We start from the raw sequence: 24076 nt of genomic DNA, 5'->3' as shown, positions 1-24076 counted from the left end.
TTTGTTGTTCCGACCCCACCCCGGCCCTCCCCTTCGCAAGGGCTGTCTCTTATACACAAATGCGGGAGCGCCGACAGGGTTGGTTGTTACGCGGCGTAAAAAATTATGCAGCGGTGGACTTGGCCGCCGAGTGAGCCGCATGGATGCGGCGAAAGCTAGTGCCGCGTCGGGAACGCGTCACTGGCGGCTCGAATAGCGGTCAAGAACACCGATGGCACCGCGCAGCGGCATAATTTAGCCGCAAGCCCGGGTTCATAGGGGGCTGGCGCTTGAGCCCCCTATGTCGGGCGCGTGCTACGACGTAGCATGGAAATGGCGGCATTGTGGCGCACGAAACTGCCTCTGAGTCCGCATAAAAATGTGACTAAGAGACAGTCGCAAGGGAGGGGGACAGCACCTCCCCCTGACAAGGGGGAGGCCGGGTGGGGGTTGTTAAGGACAACGCGAGTCCTGAAACGACCTCACGCTCATTCAGTTATTTCCCAACGGCCGCCAGCGCTTTTTTGACCCCGTCGCCATAAGCGGGATCGACCTTATTGAATAGCGCAATCTGGCGCTCCTGAATAAATTCAGGCACCTGCGACAGTTCTCCGGCGATACGCTGGAACATGCGCTGGTGTTCCTCTTCGCTCAGCAGATGGAACAGCGCCCTGGGCTGGCTATAGTAATCATCATCTTCACGGTGATTCCAGTGATCGGCCGCGCCTTCAATGGTTAACGGCGGTTCGCTGAAGTCCGGCTGTTCCTGAAAGACGCCAAAGCTGTTCGGTTCATAGGTCGCGCCGTTGCCGCTGTTGCCGTCGACGCGCATGGCGCCATCGCGGTGGTAATTGTGGAACGGACATTTCGGCGCATTTACCGGGATCTGGTGGTGGTTAACCCCCAGGCGGTAACGTGCGGCGTCGCCATAGGAGAACAGGCGGCCCTGCAACATTTTATCCGGCGAGAAGCTGACGCCGGGTACGACGTGCGCCGGGTTAAAGGCGACTTGTTCCACTTCGGAAAAATAGTTATCCGGATTGCGGTTCAGTTCGAAAAAGCCGACATCGATTAGCGGATAATCGCCGTGCGGCCACACTTTGGTCAGATCGAACGGGTTATACGGAACCTGCGACGCTTCGGCTTCCGGCATGATCTGAATCTGTAGTTTCCAGCGCGGGAAGTCGCCGTTTTCAATGGCGTTGAACAGATCGCGCTGCGAACTTTCGCGGTCTTTGCCCACCAGCGCTTCCGCTTCGTCATCCATTAGATTTTCGATGCCCTGCTGGCAACGGAAGTGAAATTTCACCCAAAAGCGTTCATTGGCGGCGTTGATAAAGCTGTAGGTGTGGCTGCCGAAGCCGTGAATATGACGGAAGGATTTGGGTAATCCACGGTCGCTGAAATCAATCGTCAACTGGTGCAGCGCTTCCGGCAGATGAGAGAAGAAATCCCATTTGTAGACCGGGTTACGCAGATTGGTGCGCGGGTCGCGTTTGACGATGTGGTTAAGGTCGGGGAATTTCAGCGGGTCGCGCAGGTAAAACACCGGGGTATTGTTGCCCACCAGATCCCAGTTGCCTTCTTCGGTATAGAATTTCATGGCGAAACCGCGGATATCGCGTTCCGCGTCGGCGGCCCCGCGTTCACCGGCCACGGTGGAAAAACGCGCAAACATCTCGGTTTGCTTGCCTATTTCAGAAAAGATTTTAGCCCGGGTATAACGGGTGATATCGTGGGTCACGGTAAAGGTGCCGTGAGCGCCGGAGCCTTTGGCATGCATACGTCGTTCCGGAATGACTTCACGGTCGAAGTGCGCCAGTTTTTCCAAAAACCAAACGTCTTGCAATAACATCGGGCCACGCGGGCCGGCGGTAACAACATTGTTATTATCAACCACGGGCGAGCCGGCAACGGTGGTCAGCTTTTTCTTGCTCATCATTTTTTCCTTATATCTATCTCGCTATGCGTATTTGAGTTTCTCCCTTAAATACTATTAGTCATTATGTGGTTTTTAGGCAAATTGAGGCGCTTATCTTTTTAGGCCCGTCAGGCGGCGGCGCTGCCGGGAATAAATGAACTTTTCGGACAAGGTTACGCTGGAGTCGCTATACGATTCGCGTAGAATCGGCGACGATACCTACCTATTTTGCACGCGCGTTTATAACTGCTTTGAAGGATATTCAAAATGAAAAAGTTTGTGATTGCTTGTGCGGGAAGTTTGCTGTTTGCCGCATCCTCTGTATCCGCCATCGGCATCTCCGGAGAAGCCGGGCGTGATTATGCGGGGGCAAATGTCGGTTTTGGCCTGCTTGTCCCCGGATTGTCGGGTAATGTGAGCTATGCGCACGGGGACAATAATAACGATATTTATGGTTTCGGTCTGGGCTACACGCTTCCGGTGGGGCCGCTGAAGGTGACGCTCGGCGGCAAGGCGCTGTATTTGAATCAGGATCGCGGTTCAGACGGCCATGCGCTGGCGCTGGGCGGCGGTCTGCAATGGCCGATCAACCGCTACTTCTCCCTCTATGGCGAAGGTTATTACTCTCCGGACGCCTTCTCCAGCCACGTCGATCACTATGTTGAAGGCAAGGCCGGCGTTCGCTGGCAGGTCATTGGTCCGCTCAATGTCGATGTCGGTTATCGTTATATCAATCTGGCCGGCGAGAACGGTCGCTCGGATAATAAACTGGCCGATTCCGCCTATATCGGCGTGGGTTTGAATTTCTGATCATCGTCAACGAAATAGCCGGGGGCGATGTTCAACGTCGCCTGCGACGCCCCGGCATTTTCTTTCCGCTACGGCGGCAAAGAAACATTGTGTTTCGCCCGCCGAGTTTCTAAAGTGTCCGTTATACCCCCATCTTTCAAGTGACTACGGCGTTGGCTTCCCTTCCTTCTTCCCGTTATCTGATTGACGAAACGCTCAGGGATTTATCCGGCGGCCGCCCGACTTCATCTTGAAAACGATGAGGCGTAGAACAACAAATAGGAGTGGAAAATGCTTAGGGTCGAGATGTTATGTACTGGCGATGAAGTGCTGCATGGTCAAATTGTTGATACCAATGCGGCCTGGCTGGCGGATTACCTGTTTCATCAGGGGCTGCCGATGGCGAGCCGCATGACGGTGGGGGACGATCTTGAGGCTTTGGTCTCGGCGTTGACCCAGCGCAGCCAAATTGCGGACGTCTTGATCGTCAATGGCGGATTAGGGCCAACCAGTGATGACCTTAGCGCGTTAGCGGCGGCCACGGCAGCCGGAGAGGGGTTGGTCGAACATGAGGAATGGCTTGAGCGGATGGAAGCCTTCTTCGCCGAGCGGGGCCGGGTGATGTCGCCGAACAACCGTAAACAGGCGCAACTGCCGGCGAGCGCGGAAATGATTGATAACCCTGTCGGCACCGCCTGCGGATTTGCCCTGCGGTTAAATAAGTGCCTGATGTTTTTTACGCCGGGCGTGCCGTCCGAATTCAAGGTTATGGTGGATCGGCAAATCATGCCGCGTCTGCGCGAACGCTTTACTATTTCCCCGCCGCCGCTGTGTCTGCGTTTAACCACCTTTGGCCGTTCGGAAAGCGATCTCGCCAGCCAACTGGACGGGGTCGCGCTTCCTTCCGGCGTGGTATTGGGCTATCGCTCCTCCGTGCCGGTGATTGAATTGAAATTAACCGGGCCGGCCGCACAGCGGGCGGCAATGGAACAACGCTGGGAACAGGTGCGCGCCGTAGCCGGAGAAAATACGCTATTCGAAGGCACGGAGGGGCTGCCCGCACAGTTGGCGCGTCGGCTGGCTGAACGCGATCTGCAACTGGCGGTGAGTGAAGATTTTACCGCCGGTATGCTGAACTGGCAGCTACGGTCGGCTAATGTACCGCTGTCCGGCGGCGAGTTATTGGTCAATACGGAACCGCGGACGTTAGGCCGACTGGCGGACGATGCCCGTCAACTGGCGGCGCGCCATCAGGCCGCGCTGGCGTTGATGGTCGGCGCCCGGCCGGACGATCGCCTGGCGATCGCGCTGCATACGCCGCAAGGCGATTTCGCGTTGGCGATACAGTTTAACGTGGCGCGTTATAGCTTGCAGACGCATCAGGAAGTGGTGGCGATGCTGGCGATGAACATGTTGCGCCGCTGGCTGAACGGCTGGCCGGTATGTCGCGGCCACGGCTGGATAAATGTGCTGGAAACGCTGGATATGCCCGCCAACGGTCGCGGGCATGATGGAGCGAGCGCCATTCCCGCGAAATAACCCCGTGACTCCCGCGAAGGCGGGAGTCAGCCGATAGCGGTTTCAGGCCACTGCCGCGGGGATGATGGCGTCATATTTTACTACGGGATGACGGCAGCGGAAAATCCCCTTGTCAAAGTGCGAGCCTGATCCAGACGAGAGCGGGAATTAACCCGCCATTGCCGGTGAAACGCGAACGCCTGCTTATTTCCCGCTATTCATGGAACAGTTGTATTTACCCGTGCCCGCCAACCCGCCATGATGGACGAACCATCATTCACCACCGGGCGCATGGATGAAAAAAACCGCCTCCTCTACGCCGCACGACGCGGCATTTAAAGCCGTACTCACCCATCCGCAGGCGGCCCGCGATTTTCTGGACATCCATCTGCCGCCGTTGCTGCGGGAATTATGCAATCTGGATTCGCTGCAACTGGCTCACGGCAGCTTTATCGAAGAAGATTTGCGCGCCTGTTATTCCGATGTGCTCTGGTCGCTGACAACCCGGCACGGCGAAGGCTACGTCTACACGCTGATTGAGCACCAGAGCACCCCCGACAGACATATGGCGTTTCGTTTGCTGCGCTATGCCGTAGCCGTGATGCAGCGTCACCTTGACGACGGTCATCAGCAATTGCCGCTGGTTATTCCCATCCTATTTTACCATGGGCAGACCAGTCCTTATCCTTACCCGATGTGCTGGCTACAGGCGTTTGCCGACCCGGCCGTAGCGCAAACATTGTACAGCGGGAATTTCTCGCTGGTGGACGTGACCGTTATCCCGGACGATGAAATTATGCGCCACCGTAGTGTGGCGATGCTTGAACTGCTGCAAAAACATGTTCGCAGCCGTAACCTGGACAAACTGCTGGATCGTCTGGTCATCCTGCTGATTGCCGATTACACTACCGATACGCAGTTGACCACCCTGATAAACTATATGATGCAGGCCGGTAACGCCGCCAACCCGAACGCTTTTATCCGCAAACTGGCGCAGCGCGTACCAAGGCATAAGGAGGCTCTGATGACAATCGCACAGAAACTGGAACAGAAAGGGCTGAAGCGCGGTGTACGGGAAGGAATACGACTGGGCAAACAAGAAGGCAAATTGGAGGGCAAATTGGAAGTCGCCCGTAGTTTGTTAAAAATGGGGCTGCCGCTGGCGTCTGTTCAGGAAGCCACCGGCTTGACGGCGGAAGCGCTGGCGAATATCTCTCATTGATCGGTTCGCGCTGAACTCAGCGAAAGAATAACGGCCTGCCATGTTGATTATCCGACAGCACACTACGCGCCGGCGCGAATAAGCCGTTTACGGTTTCAGGCGGCGATCCCCGCCTACTGCCGCGGGGATGACGGAGTAGCAGACGGGGATAACGCGCGGTTGGCCGGCACGGCGATGGCGGTTTGCGCTGCGGACGACGGCGTCAGTACAACAGCGAGTAGAGCTGACGGCGGTAGCGGGCGGCGAGAGCGTCGCCCGTGCCGAGCGCGGACATGATATCCATCAGCGTCTTGCGCGCGTTGCCTTGCGCCGCGCCCAGATCTTGTTTCAGAAAGCCCATCAACAGTTCGAGCGCTTCTTCATTACGGCCTACCTGATGCATCTGCAACGCCAGTTTTACCGCCAGCTCGGCATTTTGCCCATCGGCCGCCAACTGCTGTTGCAATTGCTGAATTTCCGGGGTGTCGGCCGCCTTCTTCAGGAGTTCGATCTGCGCCACCAGGCTATGGTAACGGGTATCCTGATCCTGTAGCGGAATGGTCGCCAGCACCGCTTCGGCATCTTCGCTGCGGTTAAGCTGGATCTGCACCTCGGCCAGCATCAAACCGATATCGCTGCGCTGTTGGCTAAGCTGCCAGGCTTCCTTCAGCAATAACATCGCTTCCGGCAGTTTGCCTTCCTGAATCAACTGCTGAGCTTCGGCGACTTTGAGTTCTTCCGCTTTCGGCAATGCGCGCTGGAGCAGTTCGCGGATCGCGTCTTCCGGCTGCGGCCCCTGGAATCCATCCAACGGCTGGCCGTCTTTGAACAGATAGACGGTTGGGATCGCCCGCAGGCCGAATTGCGCCGCAACGTGTTGCTCTGCATCGCAATCCACGCGGGCAAGAATAAATTGACCGGCATATTCCTGCGCCAGTTTATCCAGTACCGGTTCCAGTTGCTGGCAATGCTGACTGCGCGCCGACCAGAAGTAAAACAGTACAGGCAGCGTCGCGGAATGTTCCAGAACCTGATGAAGGTTGGACTCGTTAACATCAATAATATTTGCTTGTTGTTCTAGCATGGGGGTTCTCTCTCATCCGTTTTGACTGTATGCCCGTCATTGATATCTATCAGGTCTATGTGGGGGCTGAATTCGCCGCTTCAAGCCAAAATCAGGAACGGGTGCGTAATACATTATCCAGATAGCGCCCGGGCAGCAGACGACGCAACCACGATAGGCTGTGTGCAACCAGCGTCACCGGGTAACGCAGTTTGGGGCGCGGGCTTTCCAGTGCATGATGAAGTTTCGGCAATACGGCTTCCGGCGGCAGCGTAAAGCGTTTGGCGATGCCGGGATTGGTGACCGGCTTATCCGTTTGGGTCTGGTCGACGTTGGCGGAAAAACGGGTCGACAGCGGGCCGGGTTCGATCAGGCTGACGTGCAGACCGCTGCCGTAAAGCTCCATACGCAACGTGTCCGACCAGGCCTCAAGGGCGAACTTGCTGGCGGCATAGGCGCCCCGACCGGGCGTGGAGACCAGTCCCATCACGGAACTGGTCTGAATAATACGACCTTCGCCGTGCGGCAGCATGGCGGGCAGCAGCAACTGGGTCAGTTGATGCGTACCAAACAGGTTACTGGAAAATTGATGCTCCAACTGCCGGCGCGAAATGCCGCTTAATAGCCCGTATAAACCGTAGCCGGCATTATTAAACAGTCCATACAGGCGGTTGCCGGTTAACGCAATCACCCGGGCGGCGGCTTTTTCCACGCTGCCGGCATCATCCAGGTTCAGTTCAATGCCTTCCAGCCCCAAATTCGCCATGCGTTCGACATCCTCAGGACGCCGACAGGCCGCCAGCACGCGATAGCCGCGCTTGTGCAGATCCTGCGCGGCAATCAGGCCAATCCCGCTGGAACAGCCGGTAATGAGCACCGTTTTTTGCATAACTTTACCTAATTCAACAGCCTATTGGTTAAGACTCATGTTTAACTAAGGGGCCTAGCCGTTCCGCCATCCAATCGGCGATAAAGGGTTGGGCGTCGCGGGTCGGGTGAATGCCATCCTCCAGTATCCATTCTGGCTTAAGGTAGACCTGTTCCATAAAGAACGGCACCAGCGGAATGGCAAACTGTTGCGCCAGCCGCGGATAGATGTTGCTGAATGACTCCGTGTAGCGGCGGCCATAATTGGTCGGCAGACGAATTTGCATCAATAACGGCTGAGCATCGGCCTGTTTGACCTGCGTAATGATTTTGGTCAGATCCTGCTCGATGCTCGGCGCAGGAAAGCCGCGCAGTCCGTCATTGCCGCCAAGTTCGATCAGCACCCAACGAGGCTGATGCTGTTTCAACAGCGCGGGCAGCCGCGCCAGCCCTTGCGCGGCGGTATCGCCGCTGATGCTGGCGTTAATGACGGTTATCTCTTTCGCTTGCGTCTGCCATTTCTGATTCAGCAAGGCGGGCCAGGCATTGGCGGCGGGCATCCGATAGCCGGCGCTGAGGCTATCGCCCAGTATCAATAAAGTATCCGCCGCGAATGCGCGTACACTGAATAATCCCAGAAGTAAAAGGATGAAAATATGTTTGCAGAGACCAGTCCAGCGAGTGCCACGCCTGTCGAAACCGGGCCCGCGGAAAACATTCTTGAAGTTCATCATCTTAGTAAACACGTTGGTCAAGGGGAACATCGGCTTTCCATCCTTACCGGAGTTGAGCTGATTGTCAAACCCGCGCAGACAATCGCGCTTATCGGCGAGTCCGGTTCCGGCAAATCAACGCTGCTGGGCATTCTTGCCGGTCTGGATGACGGCAGCGAGGGCGACGTCAGCCTGATGGGCGAATCATTGCAAAAACTGGACGAGGAAGGCCGGGCCGCTCTGCGCGCCAGAGACGTGGGATTCGTGTTTCAGGCCTTTATGCTGGTGCCGACGCTGACGGCGCTGGAAAACGTTCAGTTGCCGGCGTTGCTGCGCGGCGAAAGCGACGGCCGCAGCCGCGGGCAGGCGGAGCAACTGTTGCAGCAGCTTGGACTGGGCGGGCGCCTGCATCATCTTCCCGCTCAGCTTTCCGGCGGCGAGCAGCAGCGGGTGGCGCTGGCCCGCGCCTTCAGCGGGCGACCTAAAGTGCTGTTCGCCGATGAGCCTACCGGCAATCTGGACCGTAAAACCGGCGAGCGTATCGTGGATTTGCTGTTTTCCCTTAATCGCGATTACGCCACTACGCTGATTCTGGTTACGCATGATGAACAATTGGCGGCGCGCTGCGAGCGGCGCCTGCGTCTGGTTGACGGCAAGTTGAGGGAAGAATCATGATCTGGCGCTGGTTCTGGCGCGAATGGCGCTCGCCGTCGTTATTGATTGTCTGGCTGGCCCTGACGCTGGCAGTCGCCTGCGTGCTGGCGCTGGGCAGCATCGGCGATCGGATGGAAAAAGGGCTAAGCCAGCAAAGCCGTGATTTTCTGGCTGGCGATCGGGTTTTGCGCGCCTCGCGTCCGGTGGATGAATCCTGGCTGCAAACCGCCCAACAGCAAGGCTTAACGCTGAGCCGGCAAATTTCGTTTATGACCATGACGTTTGCCGGCGATACGCCGCAGCTGGCAAGGGTGAAGGCAACGGACCAGCGCTATCCGTTATACGGCGAGCTCCAGACCAATCCGGCCGGGTTGAGAGCGGAGGCGGGAACCGTATTGGCGGCGCCGCGCCTGTTGGCGCTGCTGGGGTTGAAGGTCGGCGACATGCTGGATGTCGGGGATACCTCCCTGCGCATCAGCGGCGAACTGATTCAGGAACCCGACTCGGGGTTTAACCCGTTCGACACGGCGCCGCGCATCCTGATGAATCTGGCGGATGTGGAAAAAACCGGCGCGATACAGCCCGGCGGGCGTATTACCTGGCGCTATATGTTTGCCGGCGATCAACAACAAATCAGTCGGTTCAGCGATTTTATCAAGCCGAAACTGAAGCCCGATCAGCGCTGGTACGGCATGGAGGATTCAGAGGGCGCCCTGAGCCAATCGCTGAAGCGTTCGCAGCAATTTCTGCTGTTGTCGGCGTTGCTGACGCTGCTGTTGTCTATTGCCGCCGTTGCCGTTTCCATGGGGCACTATTGCCGCAGCCGCTATGATTTGGTTGCGGTATTAAAAACGCTGGGCGCCGGAAGAAAAGCCTTACGACGGCTGATTGTCGGACAGTGGCTGTCGGTGCTGGGGCTGGCCGCGTTGTGCGGCAGTCTGGTCGGACTGGGCTTTGAAGCGATATTGATGAAAATGCTGGCGCCGGTATTGCCCGCCGCGCTGCCGGCCGCCGGACTATGGCCGTGGGTATGGGCGTTGGGATCGTTAGTGTCGATCTCATTGCTGGTCGGGCTGCGTCCTTACCGTCTGTTGCTGGCGACGCAGCCGCTGCGCGTGCTGCGTCAGGATGTGACGGCGAATGTCTGGCCGCTGCGCTATTACCTGCCGGTGGTGCTGCTTATCGTGGTGGGACTGCTCGCCGCGTTGTCCGGCGGCAGTTCCCTGCTGTGGGCGTTGCTGGGCGGCATGGCGGTGCTGGCGCTGTTATTGGGCGTGATCGGCTGGGGCGGGCTGCTGCTGCTGCGCCGTTTGACGGTTAAGCAATTGGCGATGCGTCTGGCGATCAATCGTCTGCTGCGTCAGCCGTGGTCGACGATCGGCCAACTGGCGGCCTTTTCGCTGTCATTTATGCTGCTGGCCCTGCTATTGGCGATGCGCGGCGATATGCTGGAGCGCTGGCAACAACAGTTGCCGCCGGGGAGTCCGAACTATTTTCTGTTAAACATCGCGGCGGAGCAGGTTCCGCAGGTGAAATCCTTCCTTGAGCGGCATCAGGTGAAGCCGGAACCCTTCTATCCCATCATCCGGGCGCGGCTGACGGAAATTAATCAGCAGGTGGCGACGGAGGTCATTCATGAGGACGATCCGGGCGGCAACACCGTCAACCGCGAACTGAATCTGACCTGGATGAACGGCATCCCCGATCACAATGTGCTGGTTGAGGGACAGGCGCCGAAAGCGGGCGAGGTCTCGATGGAAGAGAAAGAAGCCAAAGAGATGGGGATCAAGATCGGCGATACGCTGACCTTTACCGGCGATACGCAGCCTTTCAGCGCCAAAGTGACCAGTTTCCGCCAGGTGGATTGGGAGAGTCTGCGCCCGAACTTCTTCTTTATTTTCCCCGCCGGCGCGTTGGATAACCAGCCGCAATCCTGGCTGACCAGCTTCCGTTACGATGGCGATGAGAAGGTGATTACTCAGCTAAACCGCCAGTTTCCGACGCTGAGTCTGCTGGATGTCGGCAGCATGCTGCGCCAGATAGGACTGGTGTTGCAGCAGGTGAGCCGGGCGCTGGAAATCATGGTGGTGCTGGTGCTGTTCTGCGGCACCCTGCTGCTGCTGGCGCAAATTCAGGTGGGAATGCGTCAGCGCCGGCAGGAACTGATGGTGTACCGCACGTTAGGCGCGGGATTGCGTTTATTGCGCACCACGCTGTGGTGTGAATTCGCCGTGCTGGGGCTGGTGGCGGGAATGGCCGCCGCTATCGGGGCGGAAGCGGCGCTGTGGCTGCTGCAAAGCCAGGTTTTCAATTTCGCGTGGCAACCGAACCTGGCGATGTGGGGACTCTTGCCGCCGTCGGCGGCGCTATTGCTCTCGCTGTGCGGCGGCTGGCTGGGGCTGCGCTTACTGCGCGGCAAGGCGCTGTTCCGCCAGTTTGCGGGGTAGCTGCCCGCCTTACTCCGGCGCCACCGGAGTAAGGCGGCTTCCCATCACAAGGTGATATCGGCGCCCGGCGCGGAGCCGCCAGTGCCGGTCACCGTTTTATGTTTTGCCAGATACTGGTGCTGGAAAATACACATTCGAATGGTATTGCGATATTCGCCGTTGATGAAGAACTCGTGTATCAGCTCGCCTTCCACTTCAAATCCCAGCTTGCTGTAGAGATGTATCGCCTTTTTGTTTTCCTTATCCACAATCAGATACAGCTTGTACAGATTCAATACTGAAAAGCCGTACTCCATCGCCAGTTTCGCCGCCGCGCTGGCATAACCCTGCCCCTGATACGCGGGGTCGATAATGATCTGGAACTCGGCCCGGCGGTGAATGTGCGTGATTTCCACCAGTTCCACCAGGCCGACTTTGGTCTGCTCATGTTCGATGATAAAGCGCCGCTCGCTTTGGTCATGAATGTGTTTGTCATACAGATCGCTAAGTTCAACAAAGGCTTCGTAGGGTTCTTCAAACCAGTAGCGCATCACGCTGGCGTTGTTATCCAACTGATGGACAAAGGTCAGGTCGTCCCGCTCCAGCGGTCGTAGCCGAACGACGTTACTCGTACCGGACATGTTTTATCCTCAAGGTTAATCCGTTAGTCGTCCTAGATTGTATGCCAAGATTGGCTTCATCGGGCCATTTCCCCTAATGCATTATTCATCACCGTCATCTTTCCGGGCGCGCCGGTTGACTTCACTCGCGGGCCTTTTTTCGCAGTGTTTGAAAAAGCGCTATTTTATCCCCTATCTGAAATTCGGCGGGCCGCGTGTCCGATAGGGAGAATGAATAATAGGGCGATGAAAATCACAATGTTGGCTAATGTATATTTTTTGATTGGTTTTCCTCTTATTTAATTTGGGTGGAAATTAAATTATTTATTATAATTAGGCTGTTTATTAATTTGAATGTTATTCATGTTTCATGAATTATTTTTATTGCATCTATTTTTAATTCTTTTTTTCTTTTTGTTAATGTCATGATAATTTATTGATTTTACATGTTTTATTTTGGTGTTTTTGCTGCTTGTTTACGCTTTCAAGCCTGGTTTTTATTTTTTCCCGTTTGTGAATTGATTATTAAAATAGTCTGGTTTTTTAAAGCCAAATAAAATAGTATTGTGCGGCCCGAAATTACGGTGGCACTTCTCTTTACTATCAAATTAAGGATAATGTTCGTCATGAATAATAAATTTAAATTGGCTGCGGCTGCATTTGCAGTTTCATTGTTAGCGGGTTGTTCTTCTTATAATACCAGCCAGCCGACTTCCGCACTGGTAGGCAATGTCGAATCTACCGTAAAAGCGGATATTCAGGTTGGTGAAAAAATCCAGGGTGAAGCGACTGCTAACGTGCTGATGGGTTTCATCAAATGGGGTGAAGGCAACAACTACGTTGACGGCGTAAGCTATGGTACTGGCGGCGCGCTGTCTTTTGCCGATGCTTCCGCTTCTGTTAAGTCCGCTGCGACCTACAACGCGGTTAAAGCCGCAGGCGCTGACTTAATCGTCGCTCCGCGCTATGAAGTAACGACACAAGACTACGGCGTATTCAAGAAAATTCACGTTGTTGTTCGTGGTTATAAAGGGACTATCACCAGCGTTAAGTAAGCTTGATATCACCCGTTGCCTGACGGCGTCGACCGTCAGGCAGTTTTTCCCTTCCGTTCGTGACTCCCCAATAAATCAGAAATCCACGCTGGCGCGCAGCACGAACTGGCGCGGTTCGCCGATGGCGATGCGCAGGTTGTTTCCGCTGGATGGGTAATAGGTTTTATCGAACAGGTTCTTAACGTTGAACTGCCATTTCACCTTATAGCCGTTGATCGGCGTGCTGTAGGCGACAAAGGCGTCCGCCACCGTATAATCGTCCAGATAGAAGCTGTTCGCGGCATCGCCGGCGCGGCGTCCCACATAACGCGCCCCGGCGCCGGCGCGCAGATTATCGCCGGCATGCAGCCCCAGCGTACCGAAGTCCTGCGTCAGGAACAATGAGGCGGTATGGCGCGCCGCGTTGGTCATCTCATGGCCGTTATTTTCCGGATCGGCGGTCACTCTGGCATCGGTATAGGCGTAAGAGCCGATCAGGCTAAGCGAGTCGGTGAGTTTCCCGGCCAGATCCAGCTCAACCCCCTGAGAGCGGACTTTGCCGGCGGTGCGCGTCACCGTCTCTCCGTTGCCGTCAAGTTCGCTTACCATCACATTGCGTTTCTGAATATCGAACAGCGCCACGTTGGCGGTAATCCGATTGGGCAGATCCAGCTTGGCGCCGATTTCATAGGCGGCGCCGATTTCCGGCGGCAGCGAGTCGATTTGCGTGGCGATCGACGAGTTGGGTTTAAACGACTCGCTGTAGCTGGCATAAAGCGATGAATTCGGCGTCAGACTGTAAATAATGCCCGCGCGCGGTACGACGCGATGGTATGAACTGTCCGTATTGGTCTTGAATGGCCGGCCTTTGCCCGCCATCACCTCAAAGCTGTCGTAACGTAAACCGCCCAGCAGTTGCCAGCGATCGTTAAGGCGGATCGCGTCCTGTATGAAGAAGCCGGTGCTGTCGATATTTTCCCGCTGATCGCTGTCTGCCGCGCTGACTCTGGTGGTGGCCGGCTGCTGGCCGTAGACCGGGTTGTAAATATCGAAACCATAGCGCTTGCTCGCCTGGTCGCGCAGCATATCGCCGCGGTATGTGCGGTCGGCCTCGTGGTCAAAGCCGAACAGCAACTGGTGATTGACGCGTCCCCAATCGACATCGCCATTCAGCGTTAATTGAACCGCCTGCGTCTGGGCATGGGCGTAGCCGGTGGCGTCCGCCTGACGGGTCAAGATGCCCGTATCGGCATTATAGCTGGTCGCCCGCGCCTGATTATCGCTGTAGCGGTTGCGGCTATAAGCGTAGGTCAGGCTGCTTTTCCAGCGGTCGGTCAGGTTGCGATCAACCTGCAAGGTAATGCTGTCCTGATCGCCGCGGGTGGCGTTGTAATGCTCGTCGAAACGACGTTCGCGCGGGGTATTCACCGGCTTGCCGGTATTGGAATCGATAACGGTGCCGCGGTCGAACGGCGTCAGATATTCCATATGCTCATAGGCCACCCGCAGCGTGGTGTCTTCCCCGTACCACATCAGCGACGGCGCGATGGTGGTTTGACGGTTGCGGCCGAAATTACGCCAATAGTCGGTTTCATCATGGTCGACGATCATCCGGTAAGCCAGCCCGGAAGCGCCCAGCGGCCCGGTAACGTCTAACTGGCCGCCGCCGCCGTTAAAGCTGCTGCCCCAGCCTTCAATATGCGTCTTTTGCGTTAACTGCGGTTTTTTGCTGATGATATTGATCACGCCGCCGGGTTCGCCCATGCCATACAGCATGGAGGCGGGGCCTTTCAGTACCTCGACGCGTTCGCCGGACGGCGTAAAATTACGCGCCTGAATCGAGCGCACGCCGTCGCGAAACAGCGAACCGTCACGATTATCGCCAAAGCCGCGTTTCATCAGCGCATCCTGGGTGCCGCCGAGCGTGTTGGCCTGCGTAATACCGCTGACGTTATATAACGCTTCATCAATATTGCGTACCGCCCGGTCTTCAATGACTTGCTGCGGCACGACATTTACCGCCTGCGGGACATCCAGCAACCGGCTTTCGGTGCGGGTGCCGGTAACGGTTTTATGCGGCTGATAGCCGGTTTCTGCGCCGGATGTCGTTCCCGCCGTCGCCGTGACTTCCAGCGTATCCTCCTGGGTGGCGGCCTGAATATTGAAAGGCAGCAGCGTCAGCAGCGGCCAGCCATATCGTAACAACGTGTTATTCATGTGCAAGTTGACTCCAGTAAGTCCCTGAATAATCAATAGGTAAAAAGTCTTGGTAGAGTTTTTTCATGGTTAATTGCGGGTCGATATCGGCGAAGAGATCGGGGTAGAGCGCTTTTGCGAACATCTCCACCATCACCATGTGGTAAGGACTAAGGTAAAAGTTGTGCCACATACTCCAGGCTCGACCCGTTCGAACCGCCTGTAGATGAGATAAGAGCGGATCCTGACGAATCAGCTTGCCGAAGCTGTCCTGCGCCTGTTGAGGATTGACCTGCGGGCCGAGCATCAGGTTGGAAAAGCGTTTCCCTTCCGGCCCTGCCATGCCGGTGGCGATATAAACCTCGGGGTTGGCCGCCAGCACCCGTTCCGGGCTGAGTTCGCCGTACACGCTGCTGATGGCGCCGGCGGCAATATTTTCACCGCCGGCGAAGGCTAGCAACTCGCCCAGATTCCCGCCGACGGCGGTGGTGCAGCAGGTGTCGCGGCGACCAAGATGCAGGTGCAGCATCACCGTGGTTTTTTTACCGTGGTATTGATCGAGGCGTTGACGAATGACAGTCATGTGCCGCTGATAAAATTCGCTGAACGCCGCGGCCCGCTCAGGTTGATTCAACACCTCTCCCAATAGTCGGAGGCTGGGGAGCGTGTTGTTGAGCAAATCGATGCGTAAATCGACATAGATCACCGGCACGCCGGCATTGGTCAGCGTTTGTAGCAGTTGCTCGTCATCGGCGGTGGTTTTCGCCAGCCGCGGCAGAATCACCAGGTCGGGTTTTAACGGCAGCAGAATTTCCGCGTTCATACTGTGCAAATTGCCGTTGCCTAACTGGGGGATCCGGCTGATTGACGGAAATTTTTCCGTATAGCGTCGCCAGCTTTGCGCATCGTAACGCGCCATATCGCCCGGCCAGCCGACGATATGGCGCGCCGGATTGTCCGGATCAAGCAGCGCCAGCGTGTAAAGCATGCGGCTTTCGCCAACGACGATGCGTTGCGGCGCATCCGGAATGGCGACCTGCCGGCCGAGAATATCGGTGACGTTTTTAGCCAGGGAGAAGGAACTCAGGAGTGATAAAAAAAAGAGTATGACGACGCGCATGATGAGTTCTGCAAAAAAAAGATGGCAGAAGATAATCATTGTTATTCTTATTATCAACGCTCAAAGGGTGGGGATAATGCGCGGCGAAAGCAGATAGCGTTATAGATCTTGGTGTTATTGCCGATTAAATAAGTAATTAAAGCGAAAGGCGTCCGGCGGGGGCGATAGGAAAGCACGTTAATCGTTAGTCTAATATAAGAGCATTCCTATTGTTAATGAAGATTGGATGGCGATGCGTTACCATTGCGGGGCAGGATCGCCATGCAAGGAGAAAGGGAATGGGGGAATCGAGCGGGATAGGGGAGCAGTTTCAGCATGACAATAAATCCGGCCGGTTGATTATGCTTGGCCCGGTTTGCAGCGGGATAACGTTATCGGCATGTCATCGGTCTTCTCTCACGCTGGTACGCGGCGCGGCGCTGGAACAATTGCCGGAACCGGGCAACAGCGATATTGAGATATTATTTACCTCATTGGACTGGATGAGGTCGCTTTCGCCCGCGCAGGGCGTCGAACTGGCGCGCTATGGACGCAACGTCGACGCCTGGGTGGCGTTTACCGATGGCGCGACCCGCATCCACGAACAACTCGATTGGCAAAAACAAGGGGTAGATTATTTTTTTCCCGCCATCCGGGAAACGTCCGATCTGGCGCTGGTGCTGGATGCGGTCAGTCCTCGGCCCGACCGGCACGACGATCCCGCTAACTGCGTGCCGGGCAATCTGTTGCAATCCATACTCGATCATCTTCCCGCCGGCGTATTCTGGAAGGACTATGACTCGCGCTATCTCGGCGCCAACCGTTATTTTACGCATGATGCCGGGCGGCGCGATCCCGCTGAAATCATCGGGCGCGATGATTTTGAACTGTTTGACGGCGCGCGGGCCGCGGCATATCGCGAAGACGATCTGGCGGTACTGAACAGCGGTCGGCCCAAAATGAATATTCTGACCTGCGTTGAGCCGGAGACGGGCGAAAAACGCTGGCTAAGCGTGAATAAGGTTCCTTTGCGTGACGCGCGCGGCGAACAAATCGGCTTATTGGGCCTGTATCTCGATATTACCCGTTTTAAGGAAGCCGAGCGGGCGTTGATCGAAAGCGAAGCGCGTTTCCGTTTCTTTCTGGACAATGTCGATGAAGGCGTGGTGGTGTTCGATCGGCAAGGCATCATCGTCGATGTCAGTTCGCGCTGGCTTGAACTGTTCCGCTGCCGGCGCGAGGACGCGGTCGGTCTGCCGGTGCTTGATTTTACCAGCCAGACGGCTGTTCCCATGGCGATACAGTTGATCGGCGAAAAATGGTCTGAGTCCTATGAATCCGAAATGCTGAGGAAAGACGGAACGACGTTTCCCGCCATTGTGCGCGGCCGGGATCAGCTTTTTGGCGGCCAGGGTTTGCGCCTGACGACCGTGCTTGATATCACCCGGCAAAAAGAGGGCGAGCAGGCGCTGAAGCTCGCCAAGATGGAAGCGGAACGCGCCAACCAGGCTAAATCCGAATTTCTTTCCAGCATGAGCCATGAATTGCGCACGCCGATGAATGCCATCCTGGGCTTCTCCCAGATTATGGAATTCGACGAGCAATTGAGCGACGATCAATTAGACAATGTCAGAGAAATTCTCAAAGCCGGTCGGCATCTGCTTGGTTTGATCAATGAAGTGCTGGATCTCGCCAAAATTGAATCCGGCGCGGTGACGCTGTCAATTGAAGCGGTGGCGCTATCTGAGCTACTGCGGGATTGTCGGCAACTGCTCCAGCCCCTGGCCGCCGACAGGCAAATATCCCTGAATCTGGACGTACCCGCTGCGCTGGCGGTGAGCGCCGATCGGATCCGCCTGAAACAGGTGCTGCTGAATTTACTGTCCAACGCCATCAAATATAATCGCCCCGGCGGTGAAGTGCGTATCGAGCTGGAAAGGCGCGCGACATGGCTGCGTATGGCCGTCGTTGATACGGGCAACGGCATCGCCGGCGAGCGCCTGAGGGAATTATTTCAATCCTTTAACCGGCTTGAGGCGGAAAACAGCCAGATTGAGGGAACCGGTATCGGTCTGGTGATTACCCGTAAACTGACCGAAGCCATGGGCGGCAGAATCGGCGTGGAAAGCGAACCCGGCAAAGGGAGCCGGTTCTGGGTGGAATTGCCGCTGACCGATCTGACGCCGCAGGAGCAAGCCGTGAGGGAGAGAGTTCCCCGCGTGATGCCGCTCACCGACGATCGCCGTCGGCATTACATCCTGTATATCGATGATAATCCGGTTAACCTCAAGCTGGTGGCGCAAATTCTGGATAAATTGCGCCACCTCTCGTTGATAACGATGCATACGCCCGAACTGGGGATCGAATTCGCCGCCGCTCACCAGCCTGATTTGATTCTGCTGGATATCAACCTTCCCGGCATGGATGGTTACGAAGTGCTCAAGGTACTCAAATCTCACATCCGGCTGCGGCAGGTTCCGGTGATTGCCGTATCGGCCAACGTGATGCCGCGCGATATTGAACGGGGCATGGCGGCGGGTTTTTCCGACTATCTGACCAAGCCGCTGGATATCGGCCGGTTCCTGGCCAGCATTGATGCTTATTTGTACCATGACAAAGGGAATTCACACCATGATGAACAAGCATGATGATGCCCGCATCCTCATCGTCGATGATGAAGCGGCGAACCTCAAAGTATTGGCCAAACTGTTGGTCAGCGCGGGGTATTGCCACCTGGTCAGCATTCAGGATCCGCGCCTGGTGATCCGTACTTATCTGGAATCCCGACCCGATCTGATCCTGCTGGACATCAATATGCCGTATTTGGACGGTTATCAGATTATGCAGCAGCTGAAGGCGTTGAACGATCCGCTGTTGCCGCCGGTCATGGTGCTGACTGCTGACCAGGGGCGTGACCGATTATTGAAAGCGCTGAGCATCGGGGCGCGGGACTATGTCAGTAAACCTTTCGATCGCACCGAACTGCTGATGCGGGTGCGCAACCTGTTGGATGCCCACCTGGCGCATCGGCTGATGTATGAACAGAAAGACGTGCTGGAAAAGATGGTTCGCCTGCGCACCAGGGAATTGCTTGATACGCGTTTGCAGGTTGTGCGCCGGCTGGCTCGGGCGGCGGAATATCGCGACAGCGAAACCGGTCTGCATATTACGCGCATGAGCCAGACTTCTGCGCTGCTGGCGCGCCGCATGGAGTGGCCGGACGATGATGTCGAACTTATCCTGCATGCCAGCCCGATGCATGATGTCGGGAAAATCGGTATTCCGGACGCTATTCTGCTCAAACCGGGCAAACTTGATGCGGATGAATGGGAAATTATGCGTCAGCATACGGTTATCGGCGCCGAATTACTGGCTGGCGATGACTCCATGCTGATGGCGATGTCGCGGGAAATCGCGTTGACCCATCATGAAAAATGGGACGGCAGTGGTTATCCGCGCGGCTTGTCGGGCGAAGATATTCCGCTGGCGGGACGAATTGTCGCGGTGGCGGACGTGTTTGATGCGTTGCTTTCCGTGCGGCCGTATAAACCGGCCTGGCCGCGGGAACAGGCGATTGATTACATCAAGTCGGAAGCGGGCGCCCATTTCGATCCCGACGTGGTCGGCGCTTTTCTGGATATCCTGGATGATATCGTCGCCATCCAGGAGCGGTATTGTGAGTCCAGGTGAAGGCTATTCGGCGGCATAGCCCTGGGGAGGCACGCGCACGCCATCCAGCCAGGCTTCATTTTCCTGCATGCGTAAACGGCCCGACAGGAACCAGTTGACCACCAGGGGATAAATGGTGTGTTCCTGTACATGAACGCGTTGCTTCAGACTTTCTTCGTCATCATCCGAAAATACCGGCACTCTGGCCTGTAGGATCAGCGGGCCGCCATCCAGTTCGTCCGTCACGAAATGCACCGATGCGCCATGGACGGCGTCGCCGTTTTGCAAGGCTTGGCGGTGGGTGTGCAGCCCAGGGTATTTCGGCAGCAGGGACGGGTGGATATTCAGCATTTTGCCGCTGAACTGCGCGACGAACGTCGGGCTGAGGATCCGCATATAGCCGGCCAGTACAATCAGCGCCGGATCATACTGGGCGATTTCCTGCGCCATTGTCGCATCATAAGCGGCGCGATCGGCAAAATCCGCCGGATTGATGACATGCGCCGGTATTTCCGCTTCTTGCGCGACCTGCAAGCCGTAGGCTTCAGGATTATTGCTGAATACGGCGGCTATCTTTCCATTGATACGATTACGCTTGCAGGCGTCGATCAACGCCTGCAAGTTGCTTCCTTGACCCGATATCAGGATAACAAAGTTCTTCATCAGTTAATGACCACTGCCTCTCCGGCGTCAGTCTGATTAATCACGCCGATTTTCCATGCTGTTTCGCCACTGCCGTTTAATAAGGCAATGGCCTCGTCTGCCAGTTCGGTCGGCAGTGCGATGATCATACCAACACCACAGTTGAATGTGCGATACATTTCGTGGCGGCTGACGTTGCCCGCCTGTTGCAGCCAGTTGAATACCGCCGGCCACTGCCAGCTTGATTCATCAATGACGGCCTGCATGCCTTCCGGCAATACGCGCGGAATGTTTTCCCAGAAGCCGCCGCCCGTCAGGTGGCAAATGGCGTGGACGTCGATTTTTTCGATCAGCGCCAGGATCGACTTAACGTAGATTTTCGTCGGCGCCAGCAGGTGGTCGGCCAGCGGCTTGCCTGCCAGATCAACCGTGGCCGGGTCGGCTTTACTGACTTCCAGGATCTTGCGCACCAGCGAGTAGCCGTTCGAGTGCGGGCCGCTGGAGGCCAGGGCGATCAGCGTATCGCCCGACTGTACTTTACTGCCGTCGATGATTGCGGATTTTTCCACCACGCCGACGCAGAAGCCGGCGACGTCATAATCTTCGCCGTGATACATGCCCGGCATTTCCGCCGTTTCGCCGCCCACCAGCGCGCAGCCTGATTGTTTACAGCCTTCCGCGATGCCCGTAATCACGCTGGCCGCCGTATCGACATCCAGTTTGCCGGTGGCGTAGTAATCCAGAAAGAATAAAGGTTCAGCCCCTTGCACGACTAAATCGTTAACGCACATGGCGACCAGATCGATACCGATAGTGTCATGGCGTTTGAGATCCATCGCCAGACGCAGCTTGGTGCCGACCCCGTCAGTGCCGGAAACCAGAATGGGTTCGCGGTATTTTTGCGGTAAGGCGCACAGGGCGCCGAAACCCCCCAGGCCACCCATAACTTCCGGGCGGCGGGTCTGTTTCACTACACCCTTGATACGGTCTACCAATGCATTACCCGCATCAATATCCACGCCTGCGTCTTTATAGCTGAGAGAGGTTTTGTCGGTCACTACGGAGTCCCCACGGAGGTTACAATTTGTGGTCAAAAACACTTGTCGGTAAAAATGGAGCGCGCTAATTCTAACAGCGCGAGCAAACGTTTGCGAGCGATGAGTCGCCGGGGTTTCATTTTTCCTCATCGCCGGCAATTTCCTTTACCGGTTGATCTGGATCACGCTTAATCGTATGTCGCTTGCGTAAAAAAGCGGTATAATCCGGCGATTTTTTTGATAGCGGGCTGTTCTGCCCGCCACCCTGCGGGCCGCCGCAAACGGCGTTTAAAAAACGCTCCGGGCGTTTTTTTACCGTCCACTGTCTAGGGAGAATAATGATGAAGATCGTTGAGGTGAAACACCCGCTCGTCAAACATAAACTTGGCCTGATGCGTGAGAACGATATTAGCACCAAACGTTTCCGCGAGCTGGCTTCCGAAGTGGGGAGTTTATTGACCTATGAAGCAACGGCCGGTTTAGAAACTGAGAAAGTGACCATCGAAGGTTGGTGCGGCCCGGTTGAAATCGATCAAATCAAGGGCAAGAAAATTACCGTTGTGCCTATTCTGCGTGCCGGTTTAGGGATGATGGAAGGGGTGCTGGAAAACGTTCCCAGCGCCCGTATCAGCGTGGTGGGCGTTTACCGTAATGAAGAGACGCTGGAGCCGGTACCCTATTTCCAGAAGCTGGTTTCCAATATCGATGAACGTATGGCGCTGGTGGTGGACCCGATGCTGGCGACCGGCGGCTCAATGATCGCCACTGTCGATCTGCTGAAAAAGGCCGGCTGCCAGAGCATCAAGGTACTGGTGCTGGTCGCCGCGCCGGAAGGTATCGCCGCGCTGGAAAAAGCGCACCCGGATATCGAACTTTACACCGCGGCGATTGATAAGGGCCTGAATGCGCAAGGTTATATCATGCCGGGTCTGGGCGACGCGGGCGATAAGATATTCGGCACCAAATAACCGTCAGGCCGGCTTAATCAGTCGGCTTTTTTATGGCGGGCTGTCCCTGCCCGCCACCCTTGCGGGCCGTCGCAAGCGACGTTGAAAATCGCTCCGGGCGATTTTTTATGGCGGGCTGTCCCTGCCCGCCACCCTGCGGGCCGTCACTTCGTGACGTTGAAAAACGCTCCGGGCGTTTTTTTATGGCGGGCTATTCGTGTCCGCCGCCCCGCAATCATAACAGCATCTTTCTACCTGAATATGAGCTTTGGGCGGGGTGGGTGCGGCAGTAATAACACGTGCGGACGCCATGCCGAGCACGATAAATAGCCACTTTACAGAGGATACAAAGATGACACGTCGCGCCATCGGGGTAAGTGAACGTCCGCCCTTGTTGCAAACCATACCGCTGAGTTTCCAACATCTGTTTGCGATGTTCGGCGCCACCGTACTCGTGCCTATTCTGTTCAAGATTAATCCGGCTACCGTATTGTTGTTCAACGGTATCGGCACCCTGATCTATTTATTCGTCTGTAAAGGCAAGATCCCGGCCTACCTGGGATCCAGCTTTGCCTTTATCTCGCCGGTGCTGCTGCTGTTGCCTCTGGGCTATGAAGTGGCGCTGGGGGGCTTTATTGTCTGCGGCTTACTGTTCTGTCTGGTGGCGCTGATCGTCAAAAAAGCGGGAACGGGATGGTTGGATGTGCTGTTTCCGCCGGCGGCGATGGGGGCGATCGTGGCCGTTATCGGTCTGGAGCTGGCCGGCGTGGCCGCCGGAATGGCCGGCTTGCTGCCTGCCGACGGCGCCTCTGTCGATACCACGGCGGTGACCGTTTCTCTGACGACGCTGGCGGTAACGATTCTGGGTTCGGTGCTATTCCGTGGTTTTCTGGCGATTATCCCGATTCTGATCGGCGTGCTGGCCGGTTACGCGCTGTCATTCGCCATGGGGATCGTGGATTTGACGCCTATCGCGCAGGCGAATTGGTTCGCATTACCGACGTTTTACACCCCGCGTTTTGAATGGTTCGCCATTCTGACCATCCTGCCGGCCGCGCTGGTGGTGATCGCCGAACACGTCGGGCATCTGGTCGTCACCGCCAATATCGTGAAAAAGGATTTGATGCGTGAACCGGGTCTGCATCGTTCCCTGTTTGCCAACGGCATTTCTACCGTGCTGTCAGGTTTCTTTGGCTCTACGCCGAACACCACCTACGGTGAAAATATCGGCGTGCTGGCCCTGACCAAGGTATATAGCACCTGGGTGATTGGCGGCGCGGCGATCCTGGCGATTCTGTTGTCCTGCGTCGGCAAACTGGCGGCGGCGATTCAGGCGGTGCCGGTTCCGGTGATGGGCGGCGTATCGCTGTTGCTGTACGGGGTGATTGGCGCGTCGGGTATCCGTGTCCTGATTGAATCCAAAGTGGATTACAACAAGGCGCAAAACCTGATTTTGACCTCCGTTATTCTGATTATCGGCGTTAGCGGCGCGAAGGTGCATATGGGCGCGGCCGAACTGAAAGGGATGGCGCTGGCGACGGTCGTGGGGATTGGCATGAGCCTGCTGTTTAAACTGATTAGCCTGTTCCGTAGCGAAGAAACGATCCTTGATGCGCAGGAAACAGAGGAATCGGCTTCACGTTGAGGCCGGGTATCGGCAACGGGCTCAACAGAGCCCGCTTTCTGTGATAGACTCAAATC

At 56.3% G+C, this 24076-nt stretch carries 19 protein-coding genes; 10 read left to right on the top strand and 9 right to left on the bottom strand.

Features of this window, described 5'->3' with window-relative positions; translation table 11 throughout:
* Positions 1–475: 475 nt before the first annotated feature.
* Positions 476–1918 (bottom strand): catalase, encoded by a 1443-nt coding sequence (locus tag ABRZ28_RS01465; protein WP_319603694.1) that lies wholly within the window; start codon positions 1916–1918, stop codon positions 476–478.
* A gap of 249 nt (positions 1919–2167) precedes the next feature.
* Between ABRZ28_RS01465 and ABRZ28_RS01460 the strand changes: the two genes are divergently transcribed.
* The 3 genes from ABRZ28_RS01460 to ABRZ28_RS01450 all read left to right on the top strand — a co-directional run bounded on the left by ABRZ28_RS01460 (position 2168) and on the right by ABRZ28_RS01450 (position 5429).
* Positions 2168–2710 carry a YfaZ family outer membrane protein gene (locus ABRZ28_RS01460; RefSeq protein WP_319603483.1) on the top strand — a complete coding sequence of 181 codons (543 nt, stop codon included), beginning with the start codon at positions 2168–2170 and terminating at the stop codon, positions 2708–2710.
* A gap of 270 nt (positions 2711–2980) precedes the next feature.
* Complete coding sequence (locus ABRZ28_RS01455) at positions 2981–4228, top strand: nicotinamide mononucleotide deamidase-related protein YfaY (RefSeq protein WP_330519326.1); 1248 nt, start codon at positions 2981–2983, stop codon at positions 4226–4228.
* 274 nt (positions 4229–4502) lie between these two features.
* The gene (locus tag ABRZ28_RS01450) at positions 4503–5429 is read left to right on the top strand and encodes an Rpn family recombination-promoting nuclease/putative transposase (protein ID WP_330519325.1); all 927 of its coding nucleotides are present in this window, start codon (positions 4503–4505) and stop codon (positions 5427–5429) included.
* 202 nt (positions 5430–5631) lie between these two features.
* On the opposite strand, the gene ABRZ28_RS01445 is transcribed toward ABRZ28_RS01450, so the two are convergent.
* The 3 genes from ABRZ28_RS01445 to tesA all read right to left on the bottom strand — a co-directional run bounded on the left by ABRZ28_RS01445 (position 5632) and on the right by tesA (position 8072).
* Entirely contained in the window at positions 5632–6492 is an 861-nt protein-coding gene (locus ABRZ28_RS01445; protein WP_330519324.1) for a co-chaperone YbbN, read from the bottom strand.
* Between the two features lie 91 nt (positions 6493–6583).
* Positions 6584–7360 (bottom strand): SDR family oxidoreductase, encoded by a 777-nt coding sequence (locus tag ABRZ28_RS01440; protein WP_330519323.1) that lies wholly within the window; start codon positions 7358–7360, stop codon positions 6584–6586.
* A 28-nt stretch (positions 7361–7388) separates the two neighbouring features.
* Positions 7389–8072: a multifunctional acyl-CoA thioesterase I/protease I/lysophospholipase L1 gene (gene tesA, locus ABRZ28_RS01435; protein WP_442878660.1), complete on the bottom strand. Its 684-nt coding sequence runs from the start codon at positions 8070–8072 to the stop codon at positions 7389–7391.
* Between tesA and ybbA the strand changes: the two genes are divergently transcribed.
* Together ybbA and ybbP are read left to right on the top strand one after the other, a co-directional pair.
* The gene (gene ybbA, locus ABRZ28_RS01430; protein ID WP_330519322.1) at positions 7995–8726 is read left to right on the top strand and encodes a putative ABC transporter ATP-binding protein YbbA; all 732 of its coding nucleotides are present in this window, start codon (positions 7995–7997) and stop codon (positions 8724–8726) included. The two genes, tesA and ybbA, sit on opposite strands and share 78 nt — an antisense overlap.
* Positions 8723–11152, top strand: a complete 2430-nt coding sequence (gene ybbP, locus ABRZ28_RS01425; RefSeq protein WP_319603477.1) for a putative ABC transporter permease subunit YbbP — start codon at positions 8723–8725, stop codon at positions 11150–11152. The genes ybbA and ybbP overlap by 4 nt, the downstream gene beginning before the upstream one ends.
* Positions 11153–11196: 44 nt before the next feature.
* On the opposite strand, the gene speG is transcribed toward ybbP, so the two are convergent.
* Entirely contained in the window at positions 11197–11772 is a 576-nt protein-coding gene (speG, locus tag ABRZ28_RS01420; protein ID WP_319603476.1) for a spermidine N1-acetyltransferase, read from the bottom strand.
* 605 nt (positions 11773–12377) lie between these two features.
* Here speG and ABRZ28_RS01415 point away from each other — a divergent pair.
* Positions 12378–12806, top strand: coding sequence for a hypothetical protein (locus ABRZ28_RS01415; RefSeq protein ID WP_319603475.1), 429 nt, complete (start codon positions 12378–12380; stop codon positions 12804–12806).
* 75 nt (positions 12807–12881) lie between these two features.
* Here ABRZ28_RS01415 and ABRZ28_RS01410 read toward each other — a convergent pair whose 3' ends face one another.
* On the bottom strand, positions 12882–15002 hold the full coding sequence (locus tag ABRZ28_RS01410; RefSeq protein ID WP_330519321.1) for a TonB-dependent siderophore receptor: 2121 nt from the start codon (positions 15000–15002) through the stop codon (positions 12882–12884).
* The gene (locus ABRZ28_RS01405; protein ID WP_319603473.1) at positions 14995–16101 is read right to left on the bottom strand and encodes an ABC transporter substrate-binding protein; all 1107 of its coding nucleotides are present in this window, start codon (positions 16099–16101) and stop codon (positions 14995–14997) included. Before ABRZ28_RS01405 ends, ABRZ28_RS01410 begins: the two co-directional genes overlap by 8 nt.
* A gap of 278 nt (positions 16102–16379) precedes the next feature.
* On the opposite strand from ABRZ28_RS01405, the gene ABRZ28_RS01400 reads away from it, so the two are divergent.
* The gene (locus ABRZ28_RS01400) at positions 16380–18728 is read left to right on the top strand and encodes a PAS domain-containing hybrid sensor histidine kinase/response regulator (RefSeq protein ID WP_319603472.1); all 2349 of its coding nucleotides are present in this window, start codon (positions 16380–16382) and stop codon (positions 18726–18728) included.
* Positions 18712–19770: an HD domain-containing phosphohydrolase gene (locus ABRZ28_RS01395; protein WP_330519320.1), complete on the top strand. Its 1059-nt coding sequence runs from the start codon at positions 18712–18714 to the stop codon at positions 19768–19770. Before ABRZ28_RS01400 ends, ABRZ28_RS01395 begins: the two co-directional genes overlap by 17 nt.
* A gap of 3 nt (positions 19771–19773) precedes the next feature.
* On the opposite strand, the gene purN is transcribed toward ABRZ28_RS01395, so the two are convergent.
* Together purN and purM are read right to left on the bottom strand one after the other, a co-directional pair.
* Entirely contained in the window at positions 19774–20412 is a 639-nt protein-coding gene (purN, locus tag ABRZ28_RS01390; RefSeq protein ID WP_330519319.1) for a phosphoribosylglycinamide formyltransferase, read from the bottom strand.
* Positions 20412–21449 carry a phosphoribosylformylglycinamidine cyclo-ligase gene (purM, locus tag ABRZ28_RS01385; RefSeq protein WP_330519318.1) on the bottom strand — a complete coding sequence of 346 codons (1038 nt, stop codon included), beginning with the start codon at positions 21447–21449 and terminating at the stop codon, positions 20412–20414. The genes purN and purM overlap by 1 nt, the downstream gene beginning before the upstream one ends.
* Before the next feature lie 320 nt (positions 21450–21769).
* Here purM and upp point away from each other — a divergent pair, with 320 nt between their 5' ends.
* On the top strand, positions 21770–22396 hold the full coding sequence (upp, locus tag ABRZ28_RS01380) for a uracil phosphoribosyltransferase (protein WP_319603692.1): 627 nt from the start codon (positions 21770–21772) through the stop codon (positions 22394–22396).
* A 331-nt stretch (positions 22397–22727) separates the two neighbouring features.
* A complete protein-coding gene (gene uraA / locus ABRZ28_RS01375; protein ID WP_319603468.1) occupies positions 22728–24020 on the top strand; it encodes a uracil permease in 1293 nt (430 codons plus the stop codon).
* The last annotated feature ends 56 nt before the right edge of the window (positions 24021–24076 follow it).

This window comes from Brenneria sp. g21c3, from assembly GCF_040240345.1.
Lineage (GTDB): Bacteria > Pseudomonadota > Gammaproteobacteria > Enterobacterales > Enterobacteriaceae > Brenneria.
The sequence above is the reverse complement of the archived record's forward strand: the minus strand, read 5'-3'. Positions and strand labels throughout refer to the sequence as shown.

What these genes read in the sequence shown, in the direction of transcription:
- uraA (WP_319603468.1), top strand. Translation starts at nt 22,728, where the DNA reads ATGACACGTCGCGCCATCGGGGTAAGTGAACGTCCGCCCTTGTTGCAA.
- speG (WP_319603476.1), bottom strand. Translation starts at nt 11,772, where the DNA reads ATGTCCGGTACGAGTAACGTCGTTCGGCTACGACCGCTGGAGCGGGAC.
- ABRZ28_RS01450 (WP_330519325.1), top strand. Translation starts at nt 4,503, where the DNA reads ATGAAAAAAACCGCCTCCTCTACGCCGCACGACGCGGCATTTAAAGCC.
- ABRZ28_RS01395 (WP_330519320.1), top strand. Translation starts at nt 18,712, where the DNA reads ATGATGAACAAGCATGATGATGCCCGCATCCTCATCGTCGATGATGAA.
- ABRZ28_RS01445 (WP_330519324.1), bottom strand. Translation starts at nt 6,492, where the DNA reads ATGCTAGAACAACAAGCAAATATTATTGATGTTAACGAGTCCAACCTT.
- ABRZ28_RS01460 (WP_319603483.1), top strand. Translation starts at nt 2,168, where the DNA reads ATGAAAAAGTTTGTGATTGCTTGTGCGGGAAGTTTGCTGTTTGCCGCA.
- purN (WP_330519319.1), bottom strand. Translation starts at nt 20,412, where the DNA reads ATGAAGAACTTTGTTATCCTGATATCGGGTCAAGGAAGCAACTTGCAG.
- ABRZ28_RS01410 (WP_330519321.1), bottom strand. Translation starts at nt 15,002, where the DNA reads ATGAATAACACGTTGTTACGATATGGCTGGCCGCTGCTGACGCTGCTG.
- ABRZ28_RS01465 (WP_319603694.1), bottom strand. Translation starts at nt 1,918, where the DNA reads ATGAGCAAGAAAAAGCTGACCACCGTTGCCGGCTCGCCCGTGGTTGAT.
- ABRZ28_RS01440 (WP_330519323.1), bottom strand. Translation starts at nt 7,360, where the DNA reads ATGCAAAAAACGGTGCTCATTACCGGCTGTTCCAGCGGGATTGGCCTG.
- ABRZ28_RS01400 (WP_319603472.1), top strand. Translation starts at nt 16,380, where the DNA reads ATGGGGGAATCGAGCGGGATAGGGGAGCAGTTTCAGCATGACAATAAA.
- ybbA (WP_330519322.1), top strand. Translation starts at nt 7,995, where the DNA reads ATGTTTGCAGAGACCAGTCCAGCGAGTGCCACGCCTGTCGAAACCGGG.
- ABRZ28_RS01455 (WP_330519326.1), top strand. Translation starts at nt 2,981, where the DNA reads ATGCTTAGGGTCGAGATGTTATGTACTGGCGATGAAGTGCTGCATGGT.
- ABRZ28_RS01415 (WP_319603475.1), top strand. Translation starts at nt 12,378, where the DNA reads ATGAATAATAAATTTAAATTGGCTGCGGCTGCATTTGCAGTTTCATTG.
- ABRZ28_RS01405 (WP_319603473.1), bottom strand. Translation starts at nt 16,101, where the DNA reads ATGCGCGTCGTCATACTCTTTTTTTTATCACTCCTGAGTTCCTTCTCC.
- ybbP (WP_319603477.1), top strand. Translation starts at nt 8,723, where the DNA reads ATGATCTGGCGCTGGTTCTGGCGCGAATGGCGCTCGCCGTCGTTATTG.
- upp (WP_319603692.1), top strand. Translation starts at nt 21,770, where the DNA reads ATGAAGATCGTTGAGGTGAAACACCCGCTCGTCAAACATAAACTTGGC.
- tesA (WP_442878660.1), bottom strand. Translation starts at nt 8,072, where the DNA reads ATGATGAACTTCAAGAATGTTTTCCGCGGGCCCGGTTTCGACAGGCGT.